The sequence below is a fragment of the Pseudomonas sp. 43(2021) genome, assembly GCF_017490805.1.
GTDB lineage: Bacteria > Pseudomonadota > Gammaproteobacteria > Pseudomonadales > Pseudomonadaceae > Aquipseudomonas.
Map to the genome: position 1 here is coordinate 125,477 of NZ_JAFGYJ010000008.1, position 18,089 is coordinate 143,565.

14 protein-coding genes and 1 tRNA gene are annotated in these 18,089 nt (G+C 64.7%); 7 read left to right on the forward strand and 8 right to left on the reverse strand.

The window, feature by feature from the left end; all coding sequences use genetic code 11:
• The first annotated feature begins 33 nt into the window (after positions 1 to 33).
• Complete coding sequence (locus J5M71_RS09465) at positions 34 to 1,281, forward strand: glycosyltransferase family 4 protein (RefSeq protein WP_207831712.1); 1,248 nt, start codon at positions 34 to 36, stop codon at positions 1,279 to 1,281.
• On the opposite strand, the gene glp is transcribed toward J5M71_RS09465, so the two are convergent.
• Together glp and moaB are read right to left on the reverse strand one after the other, a co-directional pair.
• Positions 1,270 to 2,457: a gephyrin-like molybdotransferase Glp gene (gene glp, locus J5M71_RS09470; RefSeq protein ID WP_207831817.1), complete on the reverse strand. Its 1,188-nt coding sequence runs from the start codon at positions 2,455 to 2,457 to the stop codon at positions 1,270 to 1,272. The two genes, J5M71_RS09465 and glp, sit on opposite strands and share 12 nt — an antisense overlap.
• 22 nt (positions 2,458 to 2,479) lie before the next feature.
• Positions 2,480 to 3,019, reverse strand: a complete 540-nt coding sequence (gene moaB / locus J5M71_RS09475; protein WP_025338313.1) for a molybdenum cofactor biosynthesis protein B — start codon at positions 3,017 to 3,019, stop codon at positions 2,480 to 2,482.
• A 188-nt stretch (positions 3,020 to 3,207) separates the two neighbouring features.
• Here moaB and J5M71_RS09480 point away from each other — a divergent pair, with 188 nt between their 5' ends.
• Positions 3,208 to 3,429, forward strand: coding sequence for a YgdI/YgdR family lipoprotein (locus J5M71_RS09480; RefSeq protein ID WP_063913882.1), 222 nt, complete (start codon positions 3,208 to 3,210; stop codon positions 3,427 to 3,429).
• Positions 3,430 to 3,509: 80 nt separating this feature from the next.
• A tRNA-Pro gene (locus J5M71_RS09485) sits at positions 3,510 to 3,586 on the forward strand.
• A gap of 112 nt (positions 3,587 to 3,698) precedes the next feature.
• On the opposite strand, the gene mqo is transcribed toward J5M71_RS09485, so the two are convergent.
• The 3 genes from mqo to J5M71_RS09500 form a co-directional block, all read right to left on the reverse strand.
• Complete coding sequence (gene mqo, locus J5M71_RS09490) at positions 3,699 to 5,273, reverse strand: malate dehydrogenase (quinone) (RefSeq protein WP_207831715.1); 1,575 nt, start codon at positions 5,271 to 5,273, stop codon at positions 3,699 to 3,701.
• Positions 5,274 to 5,501: 228 nt separating this feature from the next.
• A complete protein-coding gene (locus J5M71_RS09495; RefSeq protein ID WP_207831717.1) occupies positions 5,502 to 7,118 on the reverse strand; it encodes a methyl-accepting chemotaxis protein in 1,617 nt (538 codons plus the stop codon).
• Between the two features lie 192 nt (positions 7,119 to 7,310).
• Entirely contained in the window at positions 7,311 to 9,074 is a 1,764-nt protein-coding gene (locus J5M71_RS09500) for an ABC transporter transmembrane domain-containing protein (protein ID WP_207831719.1), read from the reverse strand.
• 213 nt (positions 9,075 to 9,287) lie between these two features.
• Here J5M71_RS09500 and J5M71_RS09505 point away from each other — a divergent pair, with 213 nt between their 5' ends.
• Positions 9,288 to 9,461 carry a PA1571 family protein gene (locus J5M71_RS09505; RefSeq protein ID WP_170929323.1) on the forward strand — a complete coding sequence of 58 codons (174 nt, stop codon included), beginning with the start codon at positions 9,288 to 9,290 and terminating at the stop codon, positions 9,459 to 9,461.
• Positions 9,462 to 9,637: 176 nt separating this feature from the next.
• Here the strand turns inward: J5M71_RS09505 and pdxB are convergent, their stop codons facing one another.
• From pdxB to rlmM, 3 genes are all read right to left on the reverse strand, one after another.
• Positions 9,638 to 10,780, reverse strand: a complete 1,143-nt coding sequence (gene pdxB, locus J5M71_RS09510) for a 4-phosphoerythronate dehydrogenase PdxB (RefSeq protein ID WP_063913879.1) — start codon at positions 10,778 to 10,780, stop codon at positions 9,638 to 9,640.
• A gap of 60 nt (positions 10,781 to 10,840) precedes the next feature.
• A complete protein-coding gene (tusA, locus tag J5M71_RS09515; protein WP_016500764.1) occupies positions 10,841 to 11,083 on the reverse strand; it encodes a sulfurtransferase TusA in 243 nt (80 codons plus the stop codon).
• A gap of 282 nt (positions 11,084 to 11,365) precedes the next feature.
• Complete coding sequence (gene rlmM / locus J5M71_RS09520; RefSeq protein WP_207831721.1) at positions 11,366 to 12,430, reverse strand: 23S rRNA (cytidine(2498)-2'-O)-methyltransferase RlmM; 1,065 nt, start codon at positions 12,428 to 12,430, stop codon at positions 11,366 to 11,368.
• 216 nt (positions 12,431 to 12,646) lie between these two features.
• On the opposite strand from rlmM, the gene acnA reads away from it, so the two are divergent.
• The 3 genes from acnA to J5M71_RS09535 all read left to right on the forward strand — a co-directional run bounded on the left by acnA (position 12,647) and on the right by J5M71_RS09535 (position 18,005).
• Positions 12,647 to 15,388, forward strand: a complete 2,742-nt coding sequence (gene acnA / locus J5M71_RS09525) for an aconitate hydratase AcnA (protein WP_207831723.1) — start codon at positions 12,647 to 12,649, stop codon at positions 15,386 to 15,388.
• Positions 15,389 to 15,464: 76 nt separating this feature from the next.
• Entirely contained in the window at positions 15,465 to 16,241 is a 777-nt protein-coding gene (locus J5M71_RS09530) for a CPBP family intramembrane glutamic endopeptidase (RefSeq protein WP_207831725.1), read from the forward strand.
• A gap of 198 nt (positions 16,242 to 16,439) precedes the next feature.
• The gene (locus J5M71_RS09535; protein ID WP_207831727.1) at positions 16,440 to 18,005 is read left to right on the forward strand and encodes a PAS domain-containing methyl-accepting chemotaxis protein; all 1,566 of its coding nucleotides are present in this window, start codon (positions 16,440 to 16,442) and stop codon (positions 18,003 to 18,005) included.
• Positions 18,006 to 18,089 lie beyond the last annotated feature (84 nt).

The window sequence follows — 18,089 nt, forward strand, 5'->3', positions numbered from 1 at the left end:
GCTATCCGCAACCTTTAGCGAGGATTCCGGGTCATGCGCATTCTCTGGACACTGCCGTACCTGCCCTGGCCGACCACCAGCGGCAGCAAGACCCGGCAATACCACCTGATACGCGCACTGGCACAACGGGGCCACCGGATTACCCTGCTGGTGCAATCGAAGAACCCCCTCGGCGATGCTGCCCGCGAGGCCCTGGAACCCTTGCTCGAACGCCTGATCGTGCTGCCCCGTCGGCCCCTGCACAGCCCGCTGAACCTGCTGGCCTCGCCGATCCTGGACTACCCCATGCGGGCAATCATCAATGGCCTGGCCCCTCGCCTGCGGCACCGCTTCGAGCAATTGCTGGACGAGCCCTGGGACGTGATCCAGATCGAACACAGCTACAGCTTCCAGCCGTTCGAGAAGGCCCTGCAGGCACGCGGACTGCCGTACATGCTCTGCGAGCACACCCTGGAATCGGTGATGGGTGGCGCCAGCCACGATCGCCTGCCGCTGTGGTTGCGCCCGCTCAACGCCTTCGACCGCTGGCGCTATCGACGCTGGGAACAGCGGGTATTGCGCCAGCCCACCGAACTGGTGGCGGTCAGCGCCCACGATGCCGAGCTGATCGCGCAAATCAGCGGGCGCCCGGTGAACGTGGTGGTCAATGGCGTGGACTGTGATTTCTACCAGCACGTGCAACCTGCGCTGCACAGCCAGCGCCTGCTGTTCGTAGGCAACTTCGAGTGTGGCGCCAACCTGGAGGCCATCGAATGGGCGCTGGAAGACATCATGCCGCAGGTGTGGATGAGCAATCCGGCGGTGCGCCTGGCGATTGCCGGGCATGCCATGCCGGCCAGCTGGAAACTGCACTGGAACGACCCGCGTATCGAATGGTTCGGCTACCGCCCCGACCTGCGTGAACTGCAGCGGCGTTCGGCACTGTTCTTCGCACCGCTGCGCTATGCCGGTGGTTCCAAGGTGAAAATCCTCGAAGCGATGGCCGCCGGCTTGCCAGTGATCACCACCGGCAAAGGCGTTTCAGGCCTGGCCGCGAACAACGGCGAGCACTACCTGGGCAGTGAGGATGGCGACCAGTTGGCCCTGCTGATCACCCAGTTGCTCAACCAGCCCTGGCGCATGAGCCAGTTGAGCGATGCCGGGCGCCAGTTCGCCCGCCAGCGCCACGACTGGAGCGTGGCCGCCCAGCAACTGGAGAACGTGCACATGCGCCTGGCCCAGGCGGCACCAGCCGAGGCCGCGCCGCTGGCCAGTGCCTGGCTGGGCCGCTCAGCCAAGTAGCTCGCTGAAGGGAATGAACGGCACGCTGTCACCCTGCTTCGGCGTACTGCCTTCGCGCACTTCCACCAGCCCCTCGGCCCAGGCCGCGCTGCGCAGCACGCCAGAGCTCTGGTTCTTGTAGATGCGCACCTGGCCCTGTTCGATGCGGGCGCGCAGGTACTCGCGGCGCGTGCCGGGCTTGGGCCAGTCAAAACCGGCCGGCATGTCGAAACGCAGCGGCGTGACATCGGCCACGCCCTGGCGCCGCAACAGGTAGGGCCGGGTCAGCAGGCCGAAGGTGACCAGGGTCGAGGCCGGGTTGCCCGGCAGGCCGATTACCGGCACGCCCTGGAAGTGGCCGAAGGTCAGCGGCTTGCCGGGCTTGATCGCCAGCTTCCACAAGGCCAGCTCGCCGGCTTCGCGCAGGGCGGCGCCGAGGTAGTCGGCTTCCCCCACCGAGACACCGCCGGTGGACAGGATCAGGTCGACATCACCCAGCTCGGCCAGGCAGGTGCGGGTGCGTGCCAGGTCATCCGGCAGGATGCCCGCATCGACCACATCGCAGCCCAGCCGCTGCAACCAGCTGACCAGCAGCCGGCGGTTGCTGTTGTAGATCTGCCCCGGCCCCAGCGGCAGGCCGGGCTCGACCAGTTCATCACCGGTGGACAGCACCGCCACCCGCACCTTGCGCACCACATCCAGGCGGCCGTGGCCCAAGGTCGCAGCCAGGCCCAGCTCGATCGGCCCCAGCCGGGTGCCAGCGCTCATCACCTGTTCGCCCTTGCGGGTTTCCTGGCCCTGGGGACGAATGTTCTGCCCGGCTTTCAACGGCTCGAGAAAGCGTACCCGGCCATCCTCTGCCACTTCGGTGTTTTCCTGCATCTCGACGCAGTCGGCACCTTCGGGCAGCGGTGCCCCGGTGAAGATGCGTGCGCAGGTGCCCGCTTGCAGCGGCTGCGGCGCATGGCCGGCGAAAATCCGCTGGCTGACCGGCAGTGGTTCGCCCTGCCAGTCAGCCAGGCGCAGGGCGTAACCGTCCATGGCGCTGTTCGGCCAAGGCGGCAGGTCGAGCGAGGCCACCAGGTCAGCGGCCAGCACACGGCCCTCGGCCTCGGCCAGTGGCAGGTTCTCGGTGTCGCGGATCGGAGCCGCTTCAGCCAATGCCAGCAGTTGCTCCAGGGCCTGTTCCACCGGCATCAGCGGCCGGGCCTGGCTGACCTCAGCCACGGCTGTCACAGGCTGCTGCCTGCTTCAGGTGCGGCACGAAGTTGCAAGGGCGATGGCGGGCATCCAGCTGCTCGGCGAGGATACCGTCCCAACCAGTGCGCACCGCATTGGTCGAGCCTGGCAGGCAGCACACCAAGGTACCGTTAGCCAGCCCGGCCAAGGCGCGCGACTGCACAGTGGAGGTGCCAATGTCGGCCACGGAAATCTGCCGGAACAGCTCACCAAAGCCTTCTACCTGCTTGTCCAACAAGCAGGCCACAGCCTCGGGCGTGCTGTCGCGGCCGGTAAAGCCGGTGCCGCCGGTGATCAGCACCACCTGCACGCTGTCATCGGCAATCCAGGTGGCAACCTGGGCGCGAATCTTGTACAGGTCGTCTTTCAGCAGCACGCGCTCGGCAAGGCGATGGCCGGCCGCGCTCAGGCGGTCGACGAACAGCTGGCCGGAGGTATCGGTGTCGAAGGTGCGGGTGTCGCTGACGGTGAGCACGGCGATGTTCAGCGGCACGAAGGGGGTATCTGCCTTGGCTTTCATGGGGGTCCGTCACAAGAAGATGGGATGGCCGCAGTTATAACACAGCACGCGCCCATCACAGCGTGACGCCCGTGGCCCTTGCCTTCGATCAATGCCCCGGGTTTGCCGCTATGCTGCACTGTAGACGGAACTTGCGTGGACGCCCTGCGTCTTAATGTCATCTAGCACCATCGCACTGGAGAAACACGATGATTCAACGGACCCTACCCGCCTTCCTGCTCGTCTTGGGCCTGGGCGCCCTCGCTGGCTGCGCATCGCCAACCGTCATTACCCTGAATGACGGTCGCGAAATCCAGGCCACCGACACACCGAAGTACGATGAAGACTCGGGCTTCTACGAATTCGAGCAACTGGACGGCAAGCGCACGCGCTTGAACAAGGACCAGATCCGCACCGTCAAAGAGCTCTGATCGCACCCTGTTTTTTGCAAAGGCCCTTTCAACAACAAGGGCTTGCGTGCAAAAAAAGGATGCAGTAGGATTTCCTTCATCGGAGTGTAGCGCAGCCAGGTAGCGCGTCTCGTTCGGGACGAGAAGGCCGCAGGTTCGAATCCTGTCTCTCCGACCAAATCCTTATCAAAAAGCCCGCCTTGTGCGGGCTTTTTGTTATGCCCTGGAAGGTGTCCCAGCCCCAGCGCGGCCCCTCTTGTGGGAGCGGCCCTGGGCCGCTCCCACATGTGTCAGTGCGCCACCTCAGCCTCCACCGGCACATACAGCAACTGCAGGCGCTCGCTGCTCCACTCACGGGTCTGGTTGGTCAGCGCCAGGTTGTTGTTCAGCTTCTGCCCATAGCTCGGCACGATTTCCTTGAGCCTGGCCTGCCAGGCTGGCGACTGGATACGGTCCTTGAAGGTCTTTTCCAGCACGGTCAGCATGATCGGCGCCGCGGTCGAGGCACCCGGCGAAGCGCCCAGCAACGCAGCGATGCTGCCGTCCTGCGCCGCCACCACTTCAGTACCGAACTGCAGCACACCGCCCAGTACCGGGTCCTTCTTGATCACCTGCACCCGCTGGCCGGCCTGCAGCAGCTTCCAGTCCTCGTTCTTGGCGTTGGGGAAATACTCGCGCAGGGCGTTCATGCGGTCATCGAAACTGAGCATCAACTGCCCCATCAGGTAGGTGCTGAGGTCGATGTTGTCGATGCCGGCATTGACCATTGGCAGCACGTTGTGGCTGTTCAGCGAGGCGAACATGTCCAGCAGCGAGCCATGCTTGAGGTACTTGGTGGAGAAGGTGGCGAACGGGCCGAACAGCAGCACCTGCTTGCCATCGATCATCCGCGTGTCCAGGTGCGGTACCGACATCGGCGGCGCGCCGACCGAGGCCTTGCCGTACAGCTTGGCCTGGTGGCGGGCGACCAGGTCGGGGTTGTCGGTCATCAGGAACTGGCCACCAACCGGGAAGCCGGCATAGCCTTCGGCTTCGGGGATCCCCGACTTCTGCAGCAGCTTCAGCGCGCCACCACCGGCACCAATGAACACGAAGCGGGCGTTGACGGCCTTTTCCTTGCCACCGTTGGCCAGGTCGGCCACCCGCACCTGCCAGGTGCCGTCGTCGTTGCGTACGATGTCGCGCACTTCATGACGCAGGTTCAGCGACACGTTGGGGTTGCGGGTCATCGCGGCGAACAGCTGGCGAGTGATTTCGCCAAAGTTCACGTCGGTGCCGATGGCCATGCGCGTGGCGGCGACCTTCTGCCCCGGGTCACGGCCTTCCATCACCAGGGGTGCCCACTTACGGATCTGCTCGTGGTCTTCGGAGATTTCCATGCCGCGGAACAGCGAACTGTGCTGCAGGGCGTCGACGCGCTTGTGCAGGAAGGCGACATTGTCGTCACCCCAGACAAAGCTCATGTGCGGCACGTTGTTGATGAACGACTTCGGGTTGCTCAGCACGCCCTGCTCGACCTGGTAGGCCCAGAACTGCTTGGATACCTCGAACTGCTCGTTGACCCCCACAGCCTTGCTGATATCGATGCTGCCGTCCTTGCCGACGCTGGTGTAGTTCAGCTCGCAGAACGCAGAGTGACCGGTACCGGCATTGTTCCAGGCGTTGGAGCTTTCTTCGGCCACCTGGTCCAGGCGTTCGTAGACGTCGACCTTCCAGGAGGGCTCCAGCTCGGTGAGGTAGGTGCCCAGGCTGGCACTCATGATGCCACCGCCGATCAGCAGCACGTCGACAGTCTTTTCCGGTTCCGCGGGTTTGGAGCAGCCGATGACGCCCAGGCAGAGGAACGTCAGCAGGAATTTCTTCATTGATGTTATCCAGTTGTTGTGTACACGCGCGCCGCCTTGAGCAGGGAATGTGCCAACTGGGTATCGAGCAATGAATACGGGGGCTCGCGACGGGGAGCGTGGCGACAATCCGCCACAGGGCATAGGATGAAGCAGTGAAAGTGGCGGGTTTCCCCAGCAACCAGCCCGGCGCAGCTTCTTTGTGGGAGCGGCCTTTCGCGACACAAGGCCACCCCCACAAGGACTGCGTCAGGCAGTGAGACGGGAGGTGACTTCGCCCAGTTGCCCCGACAACCCATGCAGGCGCTGCCCCGCCTGCTCGGTATGCTGTACGGCCTCCTGGTTGGCCGTGGCGATGCGGGTGATTTCGATCAGGTTGCGCGAGATGTCCTCGGCCACGCTGGTCTGCTCTTCGGCCGCCGTGGCGATCTGCCGGTTCATGTCGCGGATTGCCTCCACCGCCAGGGTGATGCGCTGCAGCATCTGCCCGGCCTGCTGCACCTGTTCGGCACCCTCCTCGCTGCGCTGCTGGCCGCTTTCGATGGCCTTGACCGCTTCCACCGCCCCCGACTGCACTGCTTCGATGATCTGGTGGATCTCGGCAATCGAAGCCGCCGTGCGCTGGGCCAGGCTGCGCACCTCATCGGCGACTACCGCAAAACCACGCCCGGCCTCGCCGGCACGGGCCGCTTCAATGGCCGCGTTGAGCGCCAGCAGGTTAGTCTGCTCGGCAATGCCACGGATCACTTCGAGGACTTTGCCAATGCGCGTGCTGTCATGCTCCAGGTCGCGAATCACCGCCGCCGTACCGGCAATTTCGCGGTTGACCACGCCGATGATATCGATGGTCTGCTGCATCACCTGCTCACCCGCCTGGGCACTGTGGTCGGCGTCGTCCGCCGCGCGGGCGGCCTCGGCGGCGTGGCGCGCGACTTCCTGGGCGGTGGCAGACATCTCATGCATGGCCGTGGCCACCTGGTCGGTGCGCTGGAACTGGTCATGGGTGCCACGGGCCATGTCGCCGGCGATGCTGCGCAACCGGCCGCTGGCGCCTTCCAGTTCCTGGGCGTTGTCCTGCAGCCGGCCGACCGTGTCGGCGAGGAAGTCGCGCAGGGTGTTGGCGGCCCGCGCCAGGCGGCCCAGTTCGTCCTCACGGCGGCTTTCTACCCGGGCGGCAAAGCGGCCCTGGCTAAGCTGCGCGACATACTCGATCAATTGACGAATCGGCTCGATCAGGCTGCGGTTGACCAGCCACAGGCTGAGCAGCCCCACCAACACCGCCGAGGCCAACATCACCAGCAAGCCCAGCCATACCGTGCGCTCCGCACCGGCACTGAGGCTGGCGGCTTGCTGATGGGCATCGGCACGCAGTTGCTCGACCAGTTCGCTCATCTGTTCACTGGCGGCGCGGTCCACGCCCTTGACCGCCTGGTCGCCGGCAACCGGGTCACCGCCCGCCGCCAGGAATGCCTGGCGCCCCTGTGCATAGGCCAGGCCTAGCTGCCGGTGGCTGTCACGCAGTTGCTGCAACGGCGCCTTGAGCCTGGCGTCGCTGCTATCGATCAATTGCCCGAGCAGTTGCTGCACCTGCTGCTCGCGAGCCTGGAACTGCTGCCAGTACTTGTCCATGTCAGTCGGCTGGCGCCCGCGCAACAGCACGTTCTTCCATTCCTGCACCTGGATCTTGAACTGCAGGTTGGCTTCGTCGATCAATTGCGAGGCCCGCAGCGGCCCGTCGACCAGCTCGGCGTAGCCGCGCACGCTGGACGAGAGGAACTGGAAGCACACCAGGGCGATCAGCAACATCGCCACCAGACTGCCGCCGAGCAGGGAGAGAATTTGCACTCTGAGGGATTTACGCAACATCTTGGATCTCGGAAAGCAGGAGGAAGACCGGGGGGCCGCGCAAGCTGGCAATGGGGTGCAACGCAGCCCGGTTACTGGCAGGCCAAAAAAAGGCTGCCATCAAGCAATGGCAGCCAGGTCGAGCACTTACGCAACAGTTGAGCTAGATACTCTCAGGCAAATACTACAGAAATGTTACAAGGCCACTACAAGCTACCCCGTAGTGAACTGCAAGGCCGCCAGCCGCGCATACAACGGGCTCTCTTCGATCAACTGGCGATGGGTCCCCACCGCCACCAGACGGCCCTTGTCGATGACCGCGATACGGTCGGCATGCTGTACCGTAGCCAGCCGATGGGCGATCACCAGGGTAGTGCGCCCGGCCATCAGGCGGGGCAACGCCTGCTGGATCAGGTGTTCGCTTTGCGCGTCGAGGGCGCTGGTGGCTTCGTCCAGCAACAGGATCGGTGCATCGACCAGCAACGCACGGGCGATGGCCAGGCGTTGCCGCTGCCCGCCGGACAGGCCGATGCCGCCCTCGCCCAGCGGTGTCTGGTAGCCCTGCGGCAGTTGCCGGATGAATGCGTCGGCATGGGCACCACGGGCCGCTGCCTCGACCTCGGCCAGGGTCGCCTCGGGCCGGCCATAGCGGATGTTGGCCTCGACCGTGCCGCGAAACAGCGAAGGGTTTTGTGCCACCAGGGCGAACTGCTGGCGCAGTTGAGCGGGGTCGAGTTCGGTAATCGCCCGGCCATCGAGCAGGATGCGCCCTTGCTGGGGGTCGTAGAAGCGCAACAACAAATCGAACAAGGTCGACTTGCCCGCCCCCGATGGCCCAACCAGCGCCACGGTCTGCCCCGGCTCGATGGCCAGGCTCAGGCCATCGACAGCCGCCACCGAGGGCCGTGACGGATAAGCGAACACCAACTGCTGCAACTCGATACGCCCACTGGCCCGCTGCTGCGGCAGCACCTGCGCCACGGCGGGCGGCAGGATTGCACTGCGCGCCGCCAACAGTTCGGCAATGCGCTCGGCCGCGCCCGCCGCCCGCTGCAGCTCGCCGATCACCTCGCTGAGGGTACCGAAGGCACTGCCGACGATCAGGCTGTAGAACACGAAGGCGGCCAGTTCGCCCGCAGAAATGCGCCCGGCGATCACGTCCATGCCGCCAACCCACAACATCACCCCCACCGCTCCCAGCACCAGCACGATCACCAGGGTGATAAGCCAGGCACGCTGGGCAATCCGCTGCCGGGCCACGGCAAACGCCGCTTCGACCGTGCCGGCGAACAGCTCGCGGTCGTGCGCCTGATGGTTGTAGGCCTGCACGGTCTTGATCTGCCCGAGGGCCTCGGCCACATAGCTGCCCACATCGGCCACCCGGTCCTGGCTCTGCCGCGACAGGCTACGTACCCGGCGGCCGAACAGCAGGATCGGCGCCAGCACCAGCGGCAGCGCTACCACCACGATGCTGGTGAGCTTGGGGTTGGTGATGAACAGCAAAGCCACGCCACCGATGACCATCAGCGCGTTGCGCAGGAACATCGACAGCGATGAACCGATTACCGATTGCAGCAAGGTGGTATCAGCGGTCAGCCGCGACTGGATCTCGGAGCTGCGATTGTCTTCGAAAAACCCAGGGTGCAAGCCGATCAGGTGGTCGAACACGGCCCGACGGATATCGGCCACGCAGCGCTCGCCGATCCACGACACCAGGTAGAAGCGGCTGAAGGTACCCACCGCCAGGGCCAGCACCAGCAGCAGGAACAGCCCGATGGTCTGGTTGAGCTGATGCGCGGAGCGGGTCATGAAGCCCTGGTCCACCAGCAGGCGGATGCCCTGGCCCATGGACAAGGTGATGGCGGCGGTGACAACCAGTGCCAGCAAGGCCAGCAGCACCTGGCGACGGTACGGGCGAACGAACTGCCAACCCAGGCGCAAGGCGCGGCGTTGACGCGAAGAAACCGATTCGGGCATGGCGCGGACCACTATGGTGGGGAATCCGCAGCCTACCACTCATCCAGGCCTGGGGAACCCTTGCAAGGTTGCTATAGCCTATCGGTCTAACCAGGCTATGGAGCTTTATGGCCGTTTCTGCTGGACTGTGGCTGCCGTGATCCTGCAGGCACTGTCACAGGCCGGTCACGGCACAGGGTTACCCTGCGCTTGAACCTGATGAGGAGACAATACATGAGCTTGCAGCATGGCAGCGACAACCAGAAGCCCCGGACCACCCCGCAACCGCAGGTGTGCGGTTCGATCATCGACGCCCAGGGGCGCGAAGTACCGATCACCGAGCAGATGATCCAGCAGGCCTGCAAGGCCCTGGAAGAAAGCCGGGTAGAGCGCGTACGCAAAGGTTGATCGGCGAATTTCTTGCAACCCGGCGCTTGCGCCGGGTTTTTATTTGCCTGAATCCTGTGCTGGCCCTTTCGCGGGTAAACCCGCTCCCACAGGGACCACACCAGCCTTGAGATCAGCGGGGCACCTGTGGGAGCGGGTTTACCCGCGAAGAGGCCGGTACTGCGCTCAACATACCGTCAGACCAGCACCCCACCCAAGGCACTGACCAGCTGCGCCAACTGCGGCGACTCCCCACGCAAGCGCACCCCTAGCCCCTCGATCTCGCGCCGTGGCGGGTACTGCTTGCGCAACTGGTCGAATGCTGCACGCTGTTGCTGCGGGTCGTCGCTGAGGCTGCGGCGGAAATCGGCATCGTCGCGGCGTGGGTCGTACACCGCGCGGCACAGGGTGGCCATGGCCCAGGCCGGGTCGGTGCTGGCATCCAGTTCGATCTGCGCAAGCGGCGGCCGAGGCAGCAGGTCGGCCAGTTGCACCTGTTCATCCACACCGAGGAAGCGGCACAGCGCCTGGTAGATCTGCGCCGTACCACGCTGGCGACCGTCGAGGCTGTAGCCGGCAATGTGCGGCGAAGCCAGCGTGCACAGGTCGGCCAGTTGCAAGTCGACCTGCGGCTCACCCTCCCACACATCCAGCACCGCATGCACGTCTTCGCGGTCCAGCAGCAGTTCGCGCAGGGCCGCGTTATCCACCACCGGGCCACGGCTGGCGTTGACCAGCCACGCACCCGGGCGCAACTGGGCCAGCTGCGCCTGGCCCAGCAGGTGCCAGGTCGGGTGCTCGCCGCCACGCTGCAAGGGGGTGTGCAGGCTTATAACATCGCACTGTTGCAGGATGGTCTCGAGGCTGACGTAGTCGCCGCCCTCGGCGGCCTGGCGCAGCGGGTCGCATACCAGTACCTTCCAGCCCAGGCCGTGCAGCACCCGCACCAGGCGGCCACCCACTTCACCCGCGCCCACCACGCCATACACGCGCTCGGGCAGTGCCACGCCATCCAGCTCGGCCAAGGTCAGCAGGCTGCCCAGCACGTAATCGACCACGCCGCGGGCATTGCAGCCCGGCGCGCTACTCCAGCGGATACCGGCCTCGGCAAAGTAGTTCAGGTCGAGGTGGTCGGTGCCGATGGTGCAGGTACCGACAAAGCGCACACGGCTGCCTTCGAGCAACTGGCGGTCTACCTTGGTCACCGAGCGCACCAGCAGGATGTCGGCGTCCTTGACGCTGGCGGCATCGAGGCTTCGGCCCGGGTAACGGCGGATTTCGCCGAAACCCTGGAAGAAGGCATCGAGCAGCGGGATGTTCTCGTCGGCAACTATCAGCATGGCGCTCTCCTGTCTGGGGAACGCAGTGTAGGCGCAACGCCGGGCGTGTTCCAGAGCGCTTCAGTCGGCTTTCTTGCGGATCCAGTACAGGAAGGTACCGGCGTCCTCCTGCTGCTGCAGCAGTTCGTGGCCGAGGAAGTTGCAGAACTTGGGGATGTCGCGGCGGGTCGAGGGGTCGGTGGCGATGACCTTGAGCAGGCCGCCAGCGGCCAGGTCACGCACGTGCTGGTGCAGCATCATCACCGGTTCCGGGCAGTTCAGGCCAGTGGCGTCGAGGATGGCGTCGGGGGTGAAATCGGTCATGGGGGGCTCCGCAAATGATCGTCATTGTCGCGCATCGCGCGACGTGGTCCAAGCACCGCCTGCGAACACGCTGAGCCAGCTCTTGATCTTGATCTTGATCTTGATCTTCGCGACTTCAGGAGGCCGAGCAGAGGGCTTGCGGAGGGAGGTGACGGGCATCCATGCCCGTCACCTCCCTCCGCAGTCCCTTCGCTCGGCCTCCTGAAGTCGCAATCTGCGGCGCCTGAACTATCGCGCGCTTAGAAGCAAAAGCCGAAGCAAGAGCAAAGCGATTCGCTGTGCTCAGCGCGGTTTCAAGTCCATCCGGCGCAGATGGCAGGTCACTTCCTCACGGTCGTGGTACAGCTGCTTGCAGGCAATCGACACCTTGATCTTGCGCGCCTTGAACGTCGCCTCCATGCGGTCGAGCAGCCGGCGTACTTCGGCGTAGCGCTGCTTCATCGGCAGCTTCAGGTTGACCACCGCCTCACGGCACAGCCCCTCACCCAGCCAGGTCTCGATCAGCGAAGTGGTACGCGCCGGCTTCTCGACGATGTCGCACACCATCCAGTCCACCGGCTGCTTCGGTTGCCAGGTGAAACCATCGGCCATCAGGTGCTGGACCAGCCCTGTGTCCATCAGGCTTTCGGCCATCGGCCCATTGTCGATGGCAGTCACCAGCATGCCCCGGCGCACCAGTTGGTAGGTCCAGCCACCCGGCGAAGCCCCCAGGTCGACACCGGTCATGTCATCGCCCAGGCGCTGTTCCCACTGCTCGCGCGGAATGAACTGGTGCCAGGCTTCTTCCAGCTTGAGGGTCGAGCGGCTGGGTGCCTCGCGGGGGAATTTCAAACGCGGGATGCCCATGGGCCACAGCGCGCTGTTGGTAGCAGGGGCAACGCCAGCGAACACCCGGCGGCCGCTGATGAAGGTGAGCAGCAGGCGTGGGCGGCTGGCATCGTCGACCAGGCGGCCGGCCTTTTCCAGGACCTTGCGCAGCGGCACCTCGAACTTGCGGCAGAAGGTGGACAGTTCCTTGCCTTCGTTGCTGTCCAGCACCTCCAGCCACAGGCTGCCGAACACCGGAAAGTCGGCCAGGTGCGCCAGCAACACACTGATACGGTCGCTTTCCGGCAGTTCGACATAACCGCCACGGGCCCACTGCCGCGGAAAAATCAGCTGGTTGAAGCGCAGTTCCCCCATCAAGCGCTCGGCACCGCCCTCCTCGCTACAGACAAACTCGGCACTGGCACTTTGCGGCTTGCCTTTGGCATAGCCGGCAACGCCCAGGCGGGCGGCATGTTCGCTGATTTCGGCGCACACCTCACCCTCGAAACCGGGCCGGCAATGCATGAACAGGGTATTCATCTCTCACTCCACTACGGCTGGCGCACCACAGGCGCTGGCAGGGCGGCGATGATAAAGGAAGATCGGAACCTGCGACACGCCCCGCCGGTCCAGAAAAGGGTCAGGTGACGCAAAGCGGTCTAACCTGACCTTTCAGCCAGGTCCGTGCCGTGCGGATCGACACAGAGCGGTGCCACCGGCAGATCTTGCCAGGCACCGGCGCAGAAGGAGTTGGCAATGCCCTCGCTCGATAGCCTGAATACCCTCAAATCCCTCAAGGTCGGCGACCAGACCTACCATTACTTCAGCCTCACCGAGGCCGCCCGCCAGCTGGGCGACCTGCAGCGTCTGCCCATGTCGCTGAAGGTGCTGCTGGAAAACCTGCTGCGCTGGGAGGACGGCAAGACCGTCACCGGCGACGACCTGCGCGCCCTCGCCCAATGGCTGGGCGAGCGGCGCTCCGACCGCGAGATCCAGTACCGCCCCGCGCGGGTACTTATGCAGGACTTCACCGGTGTGCCGGCCGTGGTCGACCTGGCCGCCATGCGCGCAGCCATGGCCAAGGCCGGTGGTGACCCGCAGCGGATCAACCCGCTGTCACCGGTGGACCTGGTAATCGACCATTCGGTGATGGTCGACCACTACGGCACGCCGCAGGCCTTCAGCGAGAACGTCGATATCGAAATGCAGCGCAACGGCGAGCGCTACGCCTTCCTGCGCTGGGGGCAGAGCGCCTTCACCAACTTCCGCGTGGTACCGCCGGGCACCGGTATCTGCCACCAGGTCAACCTGGAATACCTGGGCCGCACCGTCTGGACCCGTGAAGCCGATGGTCGCACCTACGCCTTCCCCGACACCCTGGTCGGCACCGATTCGCACACCACCATGATCAACGGCCTGGGTGTGCTCGGCTGGGGCGTGGGCGGCATCGAAGCGGAGGCGGCCATGCTCGGCCAGCCAGTGTCGATGCTGATCCCCGAAGTGATCGGCTTCAAGCTGACCGGCAAGCTGCGTGAAGGCATCACCGCCACCGACCTGGTGCTGACGGTGACGCAGATGCTGCGCAAGAAGGGCGTGGTGGGCAAGTTCGTCGAATTCTATGGTGATGGCCTGGCCGAGCTGCCCTTGGCCGACCGTGCGACCATCGCCAACATGGCCCCGGAATACGGCGCCACCTGCGGCTTCTTCCCGGTCGACCAGGTGACCCTGGACTACCTGCGCCTGTCAGGGCGCCCCGAGGCGACCGTGCAACTGGTCGAGCAGTACTGCAAAGCCCAGGGCCTGTGGCGGCTGCCGGGCCAGGAGCCACTGTTCAGCGACAGCCTGGCGCTGGACATGCAGGAGGTCGAGGCCAGCCTGGCCGGGCCCAAGCGACCGCAGGACCGGGTGGCCCTTGGCCAGGTCAGCCAGGCCTTCGACCACTTCATCGAACTGCAACCCAAACCGCTGGCCAAAGAGGTCAGCCGCCTGGAAAGCGAAGGTGGCGGCGGCGTGGCGGTAGGCAACGCCGACCAGGCCGGGGAAATCGAATACAGCCATCAGGGCCAGACCCAGATCCTGCGCGATGGCGCCGTGGTGATCGCCGCGATCACCTCGTGCACCAACACCTCCAACCCCAGCGTGATGATGGCCGCCGGGCTGGTGGCGAAAAAGGCCCTGGAAAAAGGCCTGAAGCGCAAACCCTGGGTCAAGAGCTCGCTGGCGCCAGGCTCCAAGGTGGTGACCGACTACTTCAAGGCCGCCGGGCTCAGCCCTTACCTCGACCAACTGGGGTTCGACCTGGTCGGCTATGGCTGCACCACCTGCATCGGCAACTCCGGCCCGCTGGATGACGCGATCGAAAAAGCCATTGGCAGCGCCGACCTCACCGTGGCCTCGGTGTTGTCGGGCAACCGCAACTTCGAAGGCCGCGTGCACCCGCTGGTCAAGACCAACTGGCTGGCCTCGCCGCCGCTGGTGGTGGCCTATGCCCTGGCCGGCAGCGTGCGCCTGGACCTGACCCGCGATCCGCTGGGCACCGGCAAGGACGGCCAGCCGGTGTACCTGCGCGACATCTGGCCCAGCCAGCAGGAAATCGCCGCCGCCGTAGCCAAGGTCGACACGGAAATGTTCCACAGGGAATACGCCGAAGTGTTCGCCGGCGATGCACAGTGGCAGGCCATCCAGGTACCGCAGGCGGCCACCTACGTATGGCAAGCCGACTCCACTTATATCCAGCACCCACCATTCTTCGACGACATCGGCGGGCCACCCCCGCAGATCACCGACATCCAGGGTGCGCGGATCCTGGCGCTGCTGGGTGACTCGGTGACCACCGACCACATTTCCCCGGCCGGCAACATCAAGGCCGACAGCCCGGCCGGGCGCTACCTGCGTGAGCAGGGCGTGGAGCCACGCGACTTCAACTCCTACGGCTCGCGGCGTGGCAACCATGAAGTGATGATGCGCGGCACCTTCGCCAACATCCGCATCCGCAACGAAATGCTGGCGGGCGAAGAAGGCGGCAATACCCTGCACGTGCCCAGTGGCGAGAAGCTGTCGATCTACGACGCGGCCATGCGCTATCAGCAGGAAGGCACCCCGCTGGTGGTGATCGCCGGCCAGGAATACGGCACCGGTTCGAGCCGCGACTGGGCGGCCAAGGGCACCAACCTGCTGGGGGTCAAGGCGGTGCTGGCGGAAAGCTTCGAGCGCATTCACCGATCCAACCTGGTTGGCATGGGTGTGCTGCCACTGCAGTTCAAGGCCGGGCACAACCGCAAGCAACTGGGGCTGACCGGCAAGGAGCGGATCGATGTGCTGGGCTTGCACGGCGCGCAGATCCGCCCGGGCATGAGCCTGCCCTTGCGTATCACCCGCGCAGATGGGCAGCAGGAACAGATCGAGGTGCTGTGCCGGATCGATACCGTGAACGAGGTGGAGTACTTCAAGGCGGGGGGTATATTGCATTATGTGTTGCGACAGCTGATTGCGAGCTGAGGCGGGTATGCTTGGGTCCGCTGCCGGCGATGGACCGCGCAGCGGACCCGACATTGTTCAATCAGAAGGACCACTTGTGTCTCGCTTCCACCTGATCGCACTTTTACTCCTGGCGCTCGGCTACACCCTCGCCCTGAGGCACGGCAACCTCGGCATCGCCACCCTGCCCACCTTTCTCGCCCTGCTCGCCAGCGCTCTGCTCGCTCGCCGTCCCCAGCGCTGGCAAAAAGCCCTGGGCCACACCTTGTTCATCCTGCTGGCCATCGCCCTGGCCCTGCACTGGCTGCCCGGTTTCAACGCGGCCAAGGTCATCGACGGCGTCATCTTCAGCCCCGGCGCCCTACCCTTCACGATGTACCTGAACCTGGACAAACCGCTGATCGGCGCGTGGCTGCTGCTGGCCTGCCCTTGGCTGATCCTGTGGCGCAGCCAGGGCCTGGTGACCAGTCTGCTGTACGTCCTGCCCCTGACCCTGCTTGCCTGCCTGGGTGGTGCCTGGGCACTTGGCATGCTGGCCTGGGCCCCGAAATGGCCCGACCAGGCCTGGCTCTGGCTGCTGAACAACCTGCTGCTGGTAAGCCTGACCGAAGAACTGCTGTTCCGCGGTTACATCCAGGCCGGCCTGCAACGGTTGTTGCGCCACCAAGGGCTGGCATTGTTCGCCGCCGCCTTGCTGTTCGGCCTGGCCCACCTGGGGGCCGGCTGGCAATGGGTGTACCTGGCCACCCTTGCCGGTATCGGCTACGGCCTGGCGTACCGCTGGGGCGGTTTGGCGGCCGCGGTGCTCTGCCATTTCGGCCTGAACCTGGTGCACTTCACCCTCTTCAGTTATCCGATGCTAGCTCTTGGCTAGCCAATCGGTCACCATTCGACTTATCCGTCATTAAACAGCAGTAAAAACGCAATAATGACGCTAACTTGCTTGAACGTGCTCGCGGAATAACCCATAGCAACTGATGGCTTATTGCCGCGGATCAAGCACATTAAATATTCATTCAATAAAACCAGCGGCTTGCCGATACCTGTCGAAAGCCCTGCGGACTATCAACCCATGCGTAACAACCAGCCGATTACCCAGAGAGAACGGACTTTCCCTGCCCAGCAGCGGTTGATCTCCACCACCAATGCCAAAGGTGTGATCACTTACTGCAACGATGCCTTCATCGAGATCAGTGGTTTCACCCGCGAGGAGCTGACCGGTGCGCCGCACAATCTGGTACGCCACCCCGACGTGCCGTCTGCCGTGTTCGCCCACATGTGGCAAACCCTCAAGCAAGGGCAGCCGTGGATGGGCATCGTCAAGAACCGCTGCAAGTCCGGCGACCACTACTGGGTCAACGCCTATGTCACGCCGATCTTCGACAACAATCAGGTCGTCGGCTTCGAGTCGGTGCGGGTCAAGCCCACCGCCGAACAGATCCGCCGTGCCGAGGCGCTGTACCAGCGCATCAACCAGGGCAAGCCGCCGGTACCGCGCCGGGACAAATGGCTGCCGATACTGCAGGACTGGCTGCCGTTCATCCTGATCAGCCAGGTGGGCTTCCTGATCGGCAACTGGCTGGGCCATTCCTGGGGCTTCGCCCTGGCCGCCGGGCTTTCCGTACCGCTGGGCCTGCTGGGCCTGGGCTGGCAGCAGCGCGGCCTCAAGCGCCTGCTGCGCCTGGCCGAACAGACCACCTCCGACCCGCTGATCGCGCAGATGTACACCGACAGCCGTGGCGTGCAGGCGCGCCTGGAAATGGCCATGCTCAGCCAGGACGCGCGCATGAAGACCTGCCTGACCCGCCTGCAGGACAGCGCCGAACACCTCAGCGAACAGGCGCGCCAGTCCGATGTCCTGGCACACAAGAGCTCTTCGGGCCTGGAACGCCAGCGGGTGGAGACCGAGCAGGTCGCCGCTGCGGTCAACCAGATGGCCGCCACCACCCAGGAAGTGGCCAACCACGTGCAGCGCACTGCCGATGCCACCCAGGAAGCCAACCGCCTGACCAGCCAGGGCCGGCAGATTGCCGGTGAAACCCGCGAGGCCATCGAACGCCTGTCGGCAGCCGTAGGCGAGACCGGCCAGACAGTGACGCAACTGGCCAAGGACAGCGACGAGATTGGTGGCGTGGTCGATGTGATCAAGGGCATCGCCGACCAGACCAACCTGCTGGCGCTGAACGCAGCCATCGAAGCGGCACGAGCCGGTGAAATGGGCCGTGGCTTTGCCGTGGTGGCTGACGAAGTACGCCAGCTGGCCCAGCGCACCGCCGAGTCCACCGGGCAGATCCACGGCCTGATCGCCAAGCTGCAACAAACCGCCAGCAATGCCGTGCTGACCATGGAAACCGGCCATCGCCAGGCGCAGGAAGGCGTTGACCGTGTGATGCAGGCCGACGAGGCCCTGGTTGGCATCAGCGAAGCGGTGGCCAACATCACCGACATGGCCACACAGATTGCCGCCGCAACCGAGGAGCAGACTGCAGTGGCTGACGAGATCAGCCGCAACATCAGCACCATTGCCGAACTGGCCGACCAGACCGCCGAACAGGCGCAGCACTCGGCACTGCTCAGCGAAGAGCTGACCAGCACGGCGGGTACCCAGTACTCGCTGGTGGAGCGGTTCAACCGCTAGGGCAGCTTCCAAGGGTACGGCATGCACTTTTTACGTGCGCCGTACTTGTGGGAGTAAATGTCTTGCTCAAGATCTAAAAGATTG

Excerpts from the sequence above, each read along its gene's own strand:
- J5M71_RS09465 (WP_207831712.1), top strand. The coding sequence starts at position 34 with ATGCGCATTCTCTGGACACTGCCGTACCTGCCCTGGCCGACCACCAGC.
- glp (WP_207831817.1), bottom strand. The coding sequence starts at position 2,457 with ATGCCGGTGGAACAGGCCCTGGAGCAACTGCTGGCATTGGCTGAAGCG.
- moaB (WP_025338313.1), bottom strand. The coding sequence starts at position 3,019 with ATGAAAGCCAAGGCAGATACCCCCTTCGTGCCGCTGAACATCGCCGTG.
- J5M71_RS09480 (WP_063913882.1), top strand. The coding sequence starts at position 3,208 with ATGATTCAACGGACCCTACCCGCCTTCCTGCTCGTCTTGGGCCTGGGC.
- mqo (WP_207831715.1), bottom strand. The coding sequence starts at position 5,273 with ATGAAGAAATTCCTGCTGACGTTCCTCTGCCTGGGCGTCATCGGCTGC.
- J5M71_RS09495 (WP_207831717.1), bottom strand. The coding sequence starts at position 7,118 with ATGTTGCGTAAATCCCTCAGAGTGCAAATTCTCTCCCTGCTCGGCGGC.
- J5M71_RS09500 (WP_207831719.1), bottom strand. The coding sequence starts at position 9,074 with ATGCCCGAATCGGTTTCTTCGCGTCAACGCCGCGCCTTGCGCCTGGGT.
- J5M71_RS09505 (WP_170929323.1), top strand. The coding sequence starts at position 9,288 with ATGAGCTTGCAGCATGGCAGCGACAACCAGAAGCCCCGGACCACCCCG.
- pdxB (WP_063913879.1), bottom strand. The coding sequence starts at position 10,780 with ATGCTGATAGTTGCCGACGAGAACATCCCGCTGCTCGATGCCTTCTTC.
- tusA (WP_016500764.1), bottom strand. The coding sequence starts at position 11,083 with ATGACCGATTTCACCCCCGACGCCATCCTCGACGCCACTGGCCTGAAC.
- rlmM (WP_207831721.1), bottom strand. The coding sequence starts at position 12,430 with ATGAATACCCTGTTCATGCATTGCCGGCCCGGTTTCGAGGGTGAGGTG.
- acnA (WP_207831723.1), top strand. The coding sequence starts at position 12,647 with ATGCCCTCGCTCGATAGCCTGAATACCCTCAAATCCCTCAAGGTCGGC.
- J5M71_RS09535 (WP_207831727.1), top strand. The coding sequence starts at position 16,440 with ATGCGTAACAACCAGCCGATTACCCAGAGAGAACGGACTTTCCCTGCC.